Source organism: Halovulum sp. GXIMD14794 (assembly GCF_054457455.1).
This window is the reverse complement of sequence record NZ_JBTLNF010000004.1, coordinates 77,555-89,708: the sequence shown is the minus strand read 5'-3', so window position 1 is coordinate 89,708 and position 12,154 is coordinate 77,555. Positions and strand designations below refer to the sequence as shown.

13 protein-coding genes and 1 tRNA gene are annotated in these 12,154 nt (G+C 61.3%); 9 read left to right on the top strand and 5 right to left on the bottom strand.

Annotated features, from left to right (window positions below):
- Window positions 1-39: 39 nt before the first annotated feature.
- The 4 genes from ACW9UR_RS07125 (at window position 40) to ACW9UR_RS07110 (ending at window position 3,556) form a co-directional block, all read left to right on the top strand.
- Window positions 40-495 carry a TrgA family protein gene (locus ACW9UR_RS07125; RefSeq protein ID WP_458916265.1) on the top strand — a complete coding sequence of 152 codons (456 nt, stop codon included), beginning with the start codon at window positions 40-42 and terminating at the stop codon, window positions 493-495.
- Window positions 496-573: 78 nt separating this feature from the next.
- Window positions 574-1,734: an NUDIX domain-containing protein gene (locus ACW9UR_RS07120; RefSeq protein WP_458916263.1), complete on the top strand. Its 1,161-nt coding sequence runs from the start codon at window positions 574-576 to the stop codon at window positions 1,732-1,734.
- Window positions 1,735-1,802: 68 nt separating this feature from the next.
- The gene (locus ACW9UR_RS07115) at window positions 1,803-2,846 is read left to right on the top strand and encodes a cysteine synthase A (RefSeq protein ID WP_458916261.1); all 1,044 of its coding nucleotides are present in this window, start codon (window positions 1,803-1,805) and stop codon (window positions 2,844-2,846) included.
- A complete protein-coding gene (locus ACW9UR_RS07110) occupies window positions 2,843-3,556 on the top strand; it encodes an alanyl-tRNA editing protein (protein ID WP_458916260.1) in 714 nt (237 codons plus the stop codon). Before ACW9UR_RS07115 ends, ACW9UR_RS07110 begins: the two co-directional genes overlap by 4 nt.
- Here the strand turns inward: ACW9UR_RS07110 and ACW9UR_RS07105 are convergent.
- Entirely contained in the window at window positions 3,553-4,347 is a 795-nt protein-coding gene (locus ACW9UR_RS07105) for a glycosyltransferase family 25 protein (protein WP_458916259.1), read from the bottom strand. The two genes, ACW9UR_RS07110 and ACW9UR_RS07105, sit on opposite strands and share 4 nt — an antisense overlap.
- Window positions 4,348-4,467: 120 nt before the next feature.
- On the opposite strand from ACW9UR_RS07105, the gene ACW9UR_RS07100 reads away from it, so the two are divergent.
- The 4 genes from ACW9UR_RS07100 to ACW9UR_RS07085 all read left to right on the top strand — a co-directional run bounded on the left by ACW9UR_RS07100 (window position 4,468) and on the right by ACW9UR_RS07085 (window position 7,846).
- Window positions 4,468-4,557, top strand: a tRNA-Ser gene (locus tag ACW9UR_RS07100).
- Between the two features lie 1,012 nt (window positions 4,558-5,569).
- Complete coding sequence (locus ACW9UR_RS07095; protein WP_458916257.1) at window positions 5,570-7,048, top strand: hypothetical protein; 1,479 nt, start codon at window positions 5,570-5,572, stop codon at window positions 7,046-7,048.
- Window positions 7,035-7,370: a hypothetical protein gene (locus ACW9UR_RS07090; RefSeq protein ID WP_458916256.1), complete on the top strand. Its 336-nt coding sequence runs from the start codon at window positions 7,035-7,037 to the stop codon at window positions 7,368-7,370. The genes ACW9UR_RS07095 and ACW9UR_RS07090 overlap by 14 nt, the downstream gene beginning before the upstream one ends.
- Window positions 7,371-7,375: 5 nt before the next feature.
- Window positions 7,376-7,846, top strand: a complete 471-nt coding sequence (locus ACW9UR_RS07085) for a hypothetical protein (RefSeq protein ID WP_458916255.1) — start codon at window positions 7,376-7,378, stop codon at window positions 7,844-7,846.
- 254 nt (window positions 7,847-8,100) lie between these two features.
- On the opposite strand, the gene ACW9UR_RS07080 is transcribed toward ACW9UR_RS07085, so the two are convergent.
- From ACW9UR_RS07080 to ACW9UR_RS07065, 4 genes are all read right to left on the bottom strand, one after another.
- The gene (locus ACW9UR_RS07080) at window positions 8,101-8,544 is read right to left on the bottom strand and encodes a hypothetical protein (protein ID WP_458916254.1); all 444 of its coding nucleotides are present in this window, start codon (window positions 8,542-8,544) and stop codon (window positions 8,101-8,103) included.
- 147 nt (window positions 8,545-8,691) lie between these two features.
- Window positions 8,692-9,084, bottom strand: coding sequence for a winged helix domain-containing protein (locus ACW9UR_RS07075; RefSeq protein ID WP_458916253.1), 393 nt, complete (start codon window positions 9,082-9,084; stop codon window positions 8,692-8,694).
- A gap of 5 nt (window positions 9,085-9,089) precedes the next feature.
- On the bottom strand, window positions 9,090-9,272 hold the full coding sequence (locus tag ACW9UR_RS07070) for a helix-turn-helix transcriptional regulator (protein ID WP_458916252.1): 183 nt from the start codon (window positions 9,270-9,272) through the stop codon (window positions 9,090-9,092).
- Between the two features lie 303 nt (window positions 9,273-9,575).
- Window positions 9,576-10,781 carry a tyrosine-type recombinase/integrase gene (locus tag ACW9UR_RS07065; protein ID WP_458916251.1) on the bottom strand — a complete coding sequence of 402 codons (1,206 nt, stop codon included), beginning with the start codon at window positions 10,779-10,781 and terminating at the stop codon, window positions 9,576-9,578.
- 536 nt (window positions 10,782-11,317) lie between these two features.
- Here ACW9UR_RS07065 and ACW9UR_RS07060 point away from each other — a divergent pair.
- A complete protein-coding gene (locus tag ACW9UR_RS07060) occupies window positions 11,318-12,154 on the top strand; it encodes a protein NO VEIN domain-containing protein (RefSeq protein ID WP_458916250.1) in 837 nt (278 codons plus the stop codon).

Below are 12,154 nucleotides of genomic sequence, written 5' to 3'. Positions count from 1 at the left end.
GATCACGAACTGGAGCCTGCGCCGATGCCGCAACCCTTGATGCCTACCGCTGCCCGAATGGTCGCCGCCATTGCGCTCTGCATCGTGAGCCTGATCATGGTGGTGGTGCTCGACCGCTTCTACCCGGACGAGGAGTTCTGGCGCGACTGGCCCGAGATGTTCTACCTGTTCGGCGTGGTCGGATTCCTGGTCGGCTGGCGCAGCACCGGCCGCCGCATTGCCGAGGAGGGGGGCACCGGGATCGGTCTGGGCCTTCGAGCAGGGATCATGATCTCGCTCTGGATCATCGTCCTGCTGTCGTTGTGGTTCGTCTGGGGCCAGATCTTGAAGGAGCGGCTGCGCGGCGAGGATCCCAAACAGGCGATCTACATGTTCGGCGAGAAGGCGATGGAATACGCGACGTTCCTCGCCAATCCCAAGCTCGTGCTGATCGCGGCTTTCATGGCGGTCACTGCCGGGGTCCTGGTGCGAAACACCCATCACCGCTGGCGCTGAGAAGACCCGCCGCGGCCCCTTGCGGCGGCGCGCGGCTTCGGGCACGGGTAGGGCGACCCAGCCTTAGCGGATTTCGCAATGACCCAGATTTCCGACGCCTCGCCTGCCGTGTTTGACGATGCCTTGCCGATCTTCGTTTTCGGAACGCTCCGCGATCCGGACGTTCTAGCGCTTGCGCTGGGCGATGCCCGAGACACCGTCGATCCGGTGCCGGCCCTCCTTCCTGATCACGCCGCCTGGACCGCCGCCGCCGGGCCGTTCCCCGCGCTGCGGCCAGAGCCGGGCGTCAGCGCTCCGGGGCTGCTGCTGTTGCCGGGCTCGGCTCTCGTCCGCGAAAGGCTCGACAGTTTCGAGGGGCCGTTCGCCTATGCGCTGGTGACTGTCACCGTCGAGGGGCCGGAGGGACCGGTGGAGGCGCTGGCCTATCTCGATGACGCGGTTGCCGTGACCGACAGGCCCTGGCGGCTGGAGGATTGGGCCGAGACCGAAAAGCCTCTGTTCCTCGAAATGGCCCGGGAGGTCGCGCGGTTCGGACAGGTCGAAGCACACGGGCGCGGTGGGCTGCTTCGGCGGGCCACCGCCCGGCTTCGCGCCCGCCACCAGCACATTGCCCCACAGTTGCGCAGCGATTTCGGTCCGGACGACATTGCCGAGCACGAGATCCGGCGCCGCCACAACGGCTTTTTCATTACCGAGGAGCATCGCTTCCGGCATCGCCGGTTCGACGGCAGGATGAGCGGGCGGATCACGCGCGAGGCCTTCGTGACGGGGGACACCGTCTCGGTCCTGCCGTGGGATCCGCGCACCGACCGGGTGCTGCTGATCGAGCAGATCCGCGTCGGACTGCTTGCGCGCGGCGAGCCGAACCCTTGGCACCTGGAAGTCGTCGCCGGTTTCATCGATCGCGACGAACCCGCCGAGGAGGCCGCGCGCCGTGAGGCGCTCGAGGAATCGGGCCTGACCCTGGGCCGGATGCACCGGATCGGCCGGTGCTACCTCTCTCCGGGCGCGCTGACCGAGGTGATGACCAGTTTCATCGGCGAAGCGGATCTTTCGGATGTCTCTGGCGGCGTGCATGGGGTCGCCACCGAGAACGAGGACATTCGCGCCTTCGTCGTTCCGCGCGCCGAGGCCATGGCGGCACTCGATAGCGGCGAAGCGGGGAATGCGCCGCTGGTCCTCTCGCTGATGGCGCTGGAGCTGCATCGCGAACGGCTCACGCAGGCGTGGGCGGGATAGCGCATCCGGTTGCGGCCCGCCGCGGGCGGGGCTAGGGTCCGCTCCGATCCTAAGCCTGCGGGGACCACATGCAGATCAAGCGCGACTTCGCCGATACCATTGGCAACACCCCTCTGATCCGCCTGCGCGGCGCCTCGGACCGCACCGGCTGCGAGATCCTGGGCAAGGCCGAGTTCCTGAACCCCGGCCAGTCGGTCAAGGACCGCGCCGCGCTGAGCATCATCCGCGACGCCATCGAGCGCGGGAAACTGCGCCCGGGCGGCGTGATCGTCGAAGGTACCGCCGGGAACACGGGCATCGGGCTGGCGCTGGTCGGCGCCTCGATGGGGTTCAAGACGGTCATTGTCATCCCCGAGACGCAAAGCCAGGAAAAGAAGGACATGATCCGGATCGCCGGGGCCGAGCTGGTCGAGGTGCCCGCCGCGCCTTATCGCAACCCGAACAACTACGTGCGCTATTCCGAGCGTCTCGCCGCTGCCCTCGACCGGCAGGTGCCCGGCGGTGCGGTCTGGGCGAACCAGTTCGACAACGTTGCCAACCGGCAGGCGCACGTGGACACCACCGCCCCCGAGATCTGGGAGCAGACCGACGGTAAGGTCTCGGGCTTCGTCTGCGCCGTGGGCAGTGGCGGGACGCTGGCGGGCGTGGCCGAGGGGCTGCGCGCGCGCAATCCCGGCGTTAAGATCGCAATCGCCGACCCGGACGGCTCGGCGCTTTACAATCACTATGCGCATGGCGAGCTGAAGGCGGAGGGCTCCTCGATCACCGAAGGGATCGGGCAGGGCCGGATCACGCGCAACCTCGAGGGGCTGGAAGTCGATCACGCCTACAACATCCCCGACACCGAGGCGATGGAAAAGCTGAACGAGCTGCTCGAGACCGAGGGGCTGGCAATGGGCACCTCGAGCGGCATCAACGTCGCGGGGGCCGAGCGCCTCGCGCGCGACCTGGGGCCGGGGCACACGATCGTCACCATTCTCTGCGACTACGGCACGCGCTACTCGGCGAAGCTCTATGACGCCGAGTTCCTGCGCTCCAAGGGTCTGCCGGTGCCTGAGTTCCTGTCCCGCGAGCCGATGAAAGTGCCTGACGTGACCGAGGCCGTGGCGTGACCTTGCCGCTCTACCGCGATGATGCCTACCTACGCGAGGCCGAAGGCCGCGTGACGGCGCTGACCGACCGGGGCGGGGTGGTGCTGGATGCATCGCTTTTCTACGCGACCGGTGGCGGCCAGCAGGGCGACATGGGCCGGATCGAATGGGATGGCGGCGCAGCCGAAATCGCAACCACTGTGCGCGACGGCGACGCCATCGTGCTGGTCCCCACCGAGGGCGCGACCCTGCCGCCTGCAGGCACTACCGTACGGCAGCTGCTGGACTGGGACGCGCGGCACCGGATGATGCGGCTCCACACCGCGCTGCATCTGCTGTCGGTCGTGGTACCGCTGCCGGTGACCGGCGGCCAGATCACGCCCGAGAAGGGCCGTCTGGATTTCGACATGCCCGAGGCGCCGCAGGACAAGCAGGCGCTGGAGGATGCGCTGAACGCGCTGATCATGGCGGACCACCCGGTCGGCGAAACCTGGATCACCGACGAAGACCTCGAGGCCAATCCTGGGTTGGTGAAAACCATGTCCGTCAAGCCCCCGACCGGCGCGGGCAAGGTGCGGCTGGTCCGGATCGGAACCGTGGACGCGCAGATCGACCTGCAGCCCTGCGGCGGAACCCATGTCCGCTCCACCGGCGAGATCGGCCCGGTCACCTTGGGCAAGATCGAGAAGAAGGGCCGCCAGAACCGCCGTTTGACGGTACGCCTCGCCTAGTCTGTCGTCTCTTCGAAGCCGAAGGGCACTGGACGCGCGCCACTGGCCCAGGCGCGGGCCTGCATTGGCGTGCGGTTGACCTCCATCCAAAGGCGCTTGAGCCGGGCGGGCAGGGGCTTCGGGCGCTTCCGCTCCCGCGCGATGTCGGATTCGAAATCCTCCTGCCGCTGCACCGCCAGCGCCGGGGTGACGATTGCCACCCCAACCGCATCGAAAACCCAGGAAGCGTTTGGGCTGAAAAGGAAATGGTCTATGGGCACGTCGAGAATGCCCTTGCGCTCGATGATCGTCCGGGCTGCGTCGCGGGTGATGATGAAGGCCCCCGCGCCGCCGGTGCGGCTGTAAAGCCGGCGCACCTCGCGCCCCTTCACCGGGCTGGCGCCCAGTGGCGGTCCCGCCAGCCGGTTCGAGCGCTTGCGGCCATACTTCTCAAGTTGGATCAACCCGATCCCCTCGGGCAGCCAGGAGGCGTCCCGCAGAAAGGGCGCCACCTCGGGCGAGAGCTGCACGTCGTCCTGCAACACCAGCGCCGCGGGTGCGTTCCCTTCCGCCAGTTCGCGGAAGATGCGGAAATTGGTGATGGCGCAGCACTGGCTGCCACGACCCATGCGGACCCGGTGGCCCTCCAGCGCGACCTCTCTCCCGATCTCGGCATCCGAGGCGGTCTGCGCATCCACGGCCGGGACCTGGGACCACTCCAGCCCAAGCCCGTCGAGTTGCCCGGCCATGTAGGCCAGCCGGTCCGGCCGGCGGTCGAGGTTGATGACATATACCGGGATCGCCTGCGTCATGCTGCGGCTCCTGTCTTGGCTCAGCCGGTCATGGGCCATGCGGCACGCGCGCGCAAGTCCCCCGAGCTGTCCGCACCCCCTTGCACCCGCCCCCCGCTTGTGAGTATCACCTGAGCCCACGGAGAGGTGGCCGAGTGGTCGAAGGCGCACGCCTGGAAAGTGTGTAGGCGGGAAACCGTCTCGAGGGTTCGAATCCCTCTCTCTCCGCCATTAATGCGGACTAAGTCTCTGATTTTATGGAAAAAAAGCGGAAAGCTTTTGTTTTCGACCCCCGTTCTGTCCCCCGTTCTGCTGGCGTATAGGCCTAGTGGGCGATTGAAGACAGTAAGCCGAAAACACACCGGCGGCGCTACAACTGAGCGCGATTCCCAGAATGAGGCTTAGTCAAACGCTAGCTCAAACTTCGCCAGCATCATTCGGCAGGCACTATCGACAAGTTTGTCATGCTCTGCCCTAAGTCGCTCGAAGGTCCGCGTGTGCATTCCCTTCGGCTTCGGGCCGCTCCCGTTGAGTATCCCCGGTTCCCAGCGAAGTTTGGCCCGTATTCTATCCGCCCGCCGCGCGGCGCGGTCTGACGCATCCTCCCTTTGACTTGGGTAGGCGAGGTTGTGGCAGTGTCGGCAGGCAAAGACGCACCCGCCGTAGAGAAGGGCCACGCGCCGCCCGCAGCCTTGCGCGGGGCAGCGAAACCAGTGCCTCGCGCCGCCCATGTTGCAGGCTGAACGGGTCAACGGCACGCCGTACCTCATGGGCTCCCATTCCCCGCCTTCCCGGGCGCGGTAATCCAAGATTAGGTGTCCGCTGTGCGCCTCTACTCGTATCGAGCCGGTTTCTTCGCCATTGCACGTCCATCGCCAGCCGAAACGCCGCCCAGGCTCTAGATAGCCCTCACGCGCCCAGCGCCGAACGTCCAGACTCCGATACTCCGTGACTGTCGCGCGGGATGCCCATTGGAGCCGGTTTCCGCTTCCGATGCCGCCCATTCGAACCTCCGTATTATGCCGAAATCATTTGCGAGATTGTACATCAGGCGGCGATTTCTGAATTGCGGAGCCGTATGCCTATCGGGTTGCCGTTTGGCGAGTGTGGTTGGTTGTGATTGCGCCATGCCCCCGGCGAGCGTGTACTCGCTACTCGCGTTTCCCAATTTTTGCCATTTTCTCCGCGCAAGCGAAGTGGTTCAGGGCTAACCGATCCTTATTTGAAGCGGGTATCTAATTTTATGGCGGTCTGGAATTACGAAGAAGTTGCTAGCATTTATTCGGATGACGGGGAGAGTGAATTAGTTAAGGAGGCAAGAGTTCAAGCGTTCCTTATGCGCAGACGCTTGGGGAAGAGAATAACGGAAAGTAGAAAAAGTAAAAAAATTTCTCAAATTGCAAGAAAGAGATTCGCAAAGAAAAAATCTAGACAATTAATTGTCAGGGCGAAAAGAGGCTTGGCTTCAGAGGCTATACTCAGAAATACACATGTAGATATTCTGTTATCCAAAAAGAAAGAATCTTTTTTGCTTAGCGGCCTGAAGCCGAATAGAGATGATGCCTGGAGGGGTATTGGTACAAGGATAAGAACTCGAAAGTGTAGGCGTATTGAGGTAAAGAACTTTTCCTTTTTAAGGCATCCAGTAGAGACTGTAAATAGCTTGGCCGAACTTGCAGAGGCTGAAGCGGATTGCCTGGCCGCGAATATAGATTTTGGAGACTTCCAGTGTCTAGATATCGGGCCTTGGTTGGTGTTTGCCGTTATGAAGCCAGATATGGCACCAATATTTGTGGGTGGGCAGATATCGAATCCAATGTCCAAAGTTGTCGTCGCCCTGGGGCTACACAAGGCTCTTTCCATATCAGTGAGCCCAACGTGGTCGGGAGAGAAGGATATCTGGGCGTTTCCACTCCAGCGTAGGAGGGCCGCTGGGGCATCACTTTCTCCGACAATGCACCTGGAGCCTCAGTCGCACGAGAAAGTCGGGGACTTATTGTGTGAGCAAATTAGCTCATGGCTCACAGCGTCTGCGGATCAAGAGCTTACCAGCTATGGTAGGAGAATAGTGAAAATCATAGTTGGAGAGACCCTTGATAATGCCGAGAGGCATAGCCGACCCGACTATCCGAACGACGGAGATTGGATGGTCTCTGGAATGATGGTGCGACGGCCGAACGGGCTTGGAGAAACCTTCCATTGCCAACTGGCGTTCTTAAGTGTCGGTTCATCAATTTCTGAGACTATCAGTACCTGCCCCCCCAGCATAAAGGCTCGAATGGAAGAGTATGTAAAACGCCATAAGCGGGCGTTGGCGAGTTATCGGTTCAGTGAGGAACATCTAAGAACGCTGTTTGCACTCCAGCCTGAAGTGACGAGGGATGCAGAAGCGTTCAATGAAGGTAGGGGAGGGACAGGCTTCAGTGATATCATTTCACTGTTTGCGGACCTTGCGGGGATAGAGTCGGGCGAAAATGACGCAACCCTTGCCGTTGTTTCCGGGCGCAGCTGCCTCCATATACGTTTCCCGTACTGCGCTAGCGACGAGGCGAATGGTCACAAAGCCCGCGAAACATGGCTCAACGACATAAATTCGCCGGCCGAGCCGCCGAATCTCGAAAACGTGGTAGAGTTGCCGCGCGAAATACGGGGGACGCTGGTAACGATGGGTTTTAGCTTGGACCGCGATTATCTTGAGAGGACGATAAATGACCCAGCTTAATCTGGAATCGCTCACTCGCGGAGAAGTCAGGATGCTTACCGGGCACCAGCGCGGTGTGAGCGCTCGCGACCATTTCGATCTCGTCACGCTGGAGAAAAGCGGCGATGTAATCGAACTCGTAGCGCCGCGAAATCTTGATACAGTAACACCATCCTTTGTCCAAGGCTTCCTTGCAGGTTCGATAGCTAGATTGGGGGCTGACGGGTTCTCAAGGGTGTTCAGCTTTGAAGGTCTTCCAAACCTAATTCGGGAAGACTTTGAGATTGGTGTGGAGCGCCTAATTGCCCGCCAGAGCAAGGACAAGCTTGAGAGCGCAGATTAAGTGAGATGAGTTGGGAGGCGGTGGCGGCTGTTGCCGGTGCGATTTCGGGGTTCAGCGCGCTTGTGGGTGTTGTGGGGCAGCATTTTTGGACGAAAACTCAGATTCGTGCGTCCACATCACACTCAAATTTTCTTGCTTCGGTGGATTCTCCGGTAACCAATTTAATATCATCTATTGATGACTACGAAGCACTTGTTAACGATTACATGAACGAAAGGAATAATGCGGACTGCGACAAGGTTAAATCTGAAGGGTTTCGGGTCAACAGGAGGATAAACTCCGCGATAAATAAAGCGGCTAGATTTGATAAGGCCTACCAAGATACCTGGTTTGGAATAGACACCTCGACTTTCGAGGGACATTTAGATGTTATTTCCGACGCTACGAGAAATCTACACGCGGCTGGTATTTCTAGAGAGCTTGGTGCGCTTCGCGGGGGCCTTGAGAATGCGATGGAGACCGCTCGTCCGAAGTAATCCAGGGCTCACCTGCCTTCCTCCGGTAGTGTAGGGCGCGCCTTCGCCCGAGGATTCTAAATGCTTATCCCGGTGGGGTCGTTTTCCGCCGATGCCGTCCTTTCTCTAGACGAGGCCTCAGTGCCAGCGCCCGCTCTTATCACCGGCACTGCCTTTGGCTAGATATATATGTGGCTCAATTTCAGGGCCGGGCATTAGCTCGAATTGCCGAAACCCGGCCCAGTTTTTGGGACGCTCGGGCTAGAACTGCCCGCTCAGGCCGCTTCGCCGGCGCAGAAATTGCGCCGCGCTGTCCCAGTTTTTGCGCTGGGCTTCTGATTAGCCTCCCACCGCATGAACGCCTTCCCGGCTGGTCGACTATCCAGTGTTTCTTCCTCCAGTGCCCAGAGCGAGGCTTGCCCGATACCGGAAGGCCCGAGGCAGGGTTGCTGTGTCATGCGCAGAAACCCGTGTTCTTCCAGCGCGCGGAAGTATCCCGCGATTGTGTTGCGGCTGACGTTCAGCGCCTCTGCCGCATCGCGGTGGCTCAGAAAGATGGCTCCATTATTGCTGCCGTTGAAGCGGCGTTTCACTTCGATGTAGAGCGCCCTAGGCCCCGGCTTGAGCGCCTTCCAGGCTTCGGACGCTTGCAGGTACTCAGGGAGCTGGACGAACCGCCCAGCCCCCTTTTTGCTGCGCTTGTACGGCTTCCTAGCCATCGGCCGCGCCGTAGTGCAGTTCGGCCACCAGCCGCCCCACAGGCCCGCTCAGGCCGTGTAGGCGGCGCAAGTGGCGAACTTGCAGGCAATGGGGCTCTTGTGCCCTAAGACGGCTTTCCAGGCGCTGGGCGGGCATATGCGGCGGCCTCATGCCGATACCCTCCGCACGATGGAGCGCAGTACGTACCGGCCGTGTCTGCCGGGATACGCGCCACCGTGTTCTTCCCAAACCGTTTCAATTTCGATGCCGAGTAAACGAAGTTGCCTTACGTACTCTGACCACCGAGGCGCGGGGCGGTTAAGCGGTGTGCACCCGTCTTCACCCGCTGCAATTAGTTCGCCCAAGGCCCAGTTCATTCGACCTTTGACGCGCACCAGAAAGGCTGACTCATCGCCATTTTGGATCGCGTAGGAACTTGAACGCGAATGGTTTTTTCTTTTCGCGTCTGCTATACCCAGAGCACTAGCCGCAGCCCGCTGGCAAGTGCTCCGGCCCGGATCCTGATGCCCCAGGTTCCGGGTCGACTTTTTCCTCTGCATTGGGTTCAGGCTGCGACTTCGCGGCTTTCGATCCAACCGTCGACATCGTCAGCGCGCCAAGCCACGGCACGTTTTCCAATGCGGACCGGTCGCGGAAACTCGCCCAGTCGCATTTTCTCGTAGATGCTGGATCGCGAAAGGCCGGTCCGCTGCTCGACTTCCGGGCGCTTGTAAAGTGGATTTGCCATGTAGGAATCCCTCAACGTTTGTGCCACATTGAAGGTGAGAGGAGAGACTTCTCACCGAGGTCGCCGCTTTTGCCGGCAAGCTGGCGGCGACCTCACCGGCACGTGGCTGTAATGCCGGTGATTCTTCGATACTACATGTTCAGGTTATCCTAGGCATGGAATATCGGGGAAAACCCGGTGTTTCCTAAAATTTCCATGAAGTTCAGAGACTTGAGTTCCGAGAGGTGCATTTTCCACTTGCTCAGGTTTGCTCGGGGAGACTGAGCTAGCTGAGCGGTGGCACGCAACCGCTTCCGGGGCGAATCAGGTGGCTTTGCCAATCCGGACGACAACGGAGGGCGCGGCTTCGACATAGATTGCCCAGTTCGCCATCAAGTCTCTGCGCTTCTCAAACAAGTCTGAGCGAGCATACGCGGCTTCCGCTTTGTTCTTGATGACGTGCGCCAACGCCGCTTCGCTGACCTCTGTCGGAAAGCTGGTGCGCTCCTGAGCCCACGTCTTGAACGATGTACGAAAGCCGTGCACGTCGACTGGAAAACCTAGCTCGCGGGTCAGCTTGGATAGCGTCATATCACTGAGCGGCTTTCCGTGGCGGGTGCCGGGGAACACGAGCCCCGATCCGTCTGCGAGGCGCTGGGCTTCCCTCAGAATGGCCAACGCTCTCTCCGAGAGCGGAACTCGGTGCGCCCGGTTCGCTTTCATGCGCTCGGCTGGAATTGACCACTCCGCCTTCTCAAGGTCGATTTCTTCCCACTGGGCTAACCGGACTTCCCCCGAGCGGCTTGCCGTCAGTATCAGGAACTCAAGGGCAAGCTTGGTTGCAGGCCCAGCGCCTGACGCGTGAAGCTTCTTGAGGAACGCAGGAACGTCCTGATAGGGCAGGGCGCGGCGATGCTTGGGTTTCTTGTCCTGACGCGGCAAAGCCTGTGCGATGGCCTCGGCGGGGTTGTCTTGCCGCCACCCTTGAGCCACCGCCCACTTCATAACGGTGCCTATGCGTTGCCGTACCCGCCGCGCGGTTTCGGGTTTGGCCAGCCAGATCGGTGTGAGAACAGAAAGCACGTCGGCGGTAGTGATTTCGGAAACGCGAATGCTGCCCATTTTGGGGAAGGCGTATGTCTCCAAGGTCGAGAGGAATTGGGCCGCGTGTTTCGCATTGCGCCACGAAGGCCGGTGCATCTCGTGCACTTTCCGGGTGGCTTCCTCGAACGTGAGCACGGCTTGCGTCTCCTGTCGCGCCCGAAGTGGGTCGCCGCCAGCGCGCGCCAGCCTACGGTTTTCTAGGGCTTCCTCGCGCGCCTTTTGCAAGGGGACGAGCGACAGGCTGCCCAAACCAATTTCCCGGCGCTTCCCTCTAATGGAGATCCGCTGAACCCACCGCTTTGAGCCACTTGGTTCGACCCGAAGAAACAGCCCGTGCCCGTCGAAGTATTTGCCAGGTTCCGTCACCGTGCGGACGAAGGCGGCCGACAGTGCTTTTTCCGGATGCTTCTTAGACTGCGTCGGCAATTCTGTCCCCCTTCCTGTCCCCCGTAATTTATGGGAATATGCCGGAAGGTATCGGAACGCGCAAGAAGATTTGCACTATTTTATATGAGGTTATCGGAAGTGTCGGGAAGAGGCTGGAAGGCGGAGCGGCGGACTCTCTCTCCGCCACCATCACCATAGCGAACCCGTTCAGGCCGCCCGTCCGAGGTGCAATTTCTCCTGTTTTCAAAGGGGTTTGCCGGGTGGGTGCGAACCGCCGAGACGCGGGTGCGGTGCGATTTCCGTCTCTGAATAGCCCCTCGTCTCAGGTCGGGCGAACCGCGCCGATTTCGGGTCGGTCGAAATTTTCCGCGTCTTTCCAGTGACCTGACTTGCAACACCGCCAAAACTGCGCGCCCTGTTTCCATCGCTATCGACCGAAACAGAGACCGAACATGCAGGAGGCGTAGCCGATAGGTGCGCTGGCAGAACGGCGCGTAGCGTTGGCGGATCAATCGGGCGACGGGCTCGACGAAGCCATTGATGACAAACGCACATCGCGCCTCTAGCCTGGCGGCATGGCGAGTGGCCCCTGGACCGATGAAGAAAACGACCTGATCGTCGCGGATTACTTCGCGATGCTGGCCGACGACATCGCCGGGCGCCGCTACAGCAAAGCCGAGCATCGCCGGGCCCTCCTGCCTCTGCTGAACGATCGGTCGGAGGGATCGGTCGAGTTCAAGCACCAGAACATCAGCGCGGTGCTGAAGGGTCTCGGCGAGGACTGGATCCCCGGCTACAAGCCCGCATTCAATTTCCAGATGACGTTAGTCGACGCGGTGGCGCGGTGGCTGGACCTGCATCCGGATTGGCTCGGCCGGTTGCCAGGCAAGCGGCCCGCGGACGGCATGCGCGAGGCGGCGCAGGTCTGGATCGGTCCTCCGCCCACGCTCTCCAACCAGCCTCCGCCGCAAGATCTCGACCAGATGCTGCACATCGCGAGGAAGTTCGACGTGGCGGGCCGGGACGAGCGCAATCGCGCCCTCGGCCGTGCCGGCGAGGAACGTGTGCTTGCGCACGAGCATGCCACGCTGAAGGCCGTGGGACGGGATGATCTGGCGCGCAAGGTCCGCTGGGTCTCGGAAGAGGACGGCGATGGAGCGGGCTATGACATCGCCAGCTACGCGCCGGACGGCCGGCCTCGCCTGATCGAGGTGAAGACGACGAACGGTTGGGAGCGCACGCCTTTCCACATCACGCGCAACGAGCTGGCCGTTGCCGACGAACGGCGGGCGGAGTGGTGTCTGTTTCGGATGTGGAACTTCTCGCGCGAGCCGAGGGCGTTCGAGCTTTACCCGCCAATCGATGCGCATGTATCGCTGACCGCGACGTCTTTTCAGTCCAGCTTCAACTGA

Bases quoted from the DNA above. Each gene is read 5' to 3' on its own strand.
- ACW9UR_RS07125 (WP_458916265.1), top strand. From the start codon at position 40: ATGCCTACCGCTGCCCGAATGGTCGCCGCCATTGCGCTCTGCATCGTG.
- ACW9UR_RS07120 (WP_458916263.1), top strand. From the start codon at position 574: ATGACCCAGATTTCCGACGCCTCGCCTGCCGTGTTTGACGATGCCTTG.
- ACW9UR_RS07115 (WP_458916261.1), top strand. From the start codon at position 1,803: ATGCAGATCAAGCGCGACTTCGCCGATACCATTGGCAACACCCCTCTG.
- ACW9UR_RS07105 (WP_458916259.1), bottom strand. From the start codon at position 4,347: ATGACGCAGGCGATCCCGGTATATGTCATCAACCTCGACCGCCGGCCG.
- ACW9UR_RS07095 (WP_458916257.1), top strand. From the start codon at position 5,570: ATGGCGGTCTGGAATTACGAAGAAGTTGCTAGCATTTATTCGGATGAC.
- ACW9UR_RS07090 (WP_458916256.1), top strand. From the start codon at position 7,035: ATGACCCAGCTTAATCTGGAATCGCTCACTCGCGGAGAAGTCAGGATG.
- ACW9UR_RS07085 (WP_458916255.1), top strand. From the start codon at position 7,376: ATGAGTTGGGAGGCGGTGGCGGCTGTTGCCGGTGCGATTTCGGGGTTC.
- ACW9UR_RS07080 (WP_458916254.1), bottom strand. From the start codon at position 8,544: ATGGCTAGGAAGCCGTACAAGCGCAGCAAAAAGGGGGCTGGGCGGTTC.
- ACW9UR_RS07075 (WP_458916253.1), bottom strand. From the start codon at position 9,084: ATGCAGAGGAAAAAGTCGACCCGGAACCTGGGGCATCAGGATCCGGGC.
- ACW9UR_RS07070 (WP_458916252.1), bottom strand. From the start codon at position 9,272: ATGGCAAATCCACTTTACAAGCGCCCGGAAGTCGAGCAGCGGACCGGC.
- ACW9UR_RS07060 (WP_458916250.1), top strand. From the start codon at position 11,318: ATGGCGAGTGGCCCCTGGACCGATGAAGAAAACGACCTGATCGTCGCG.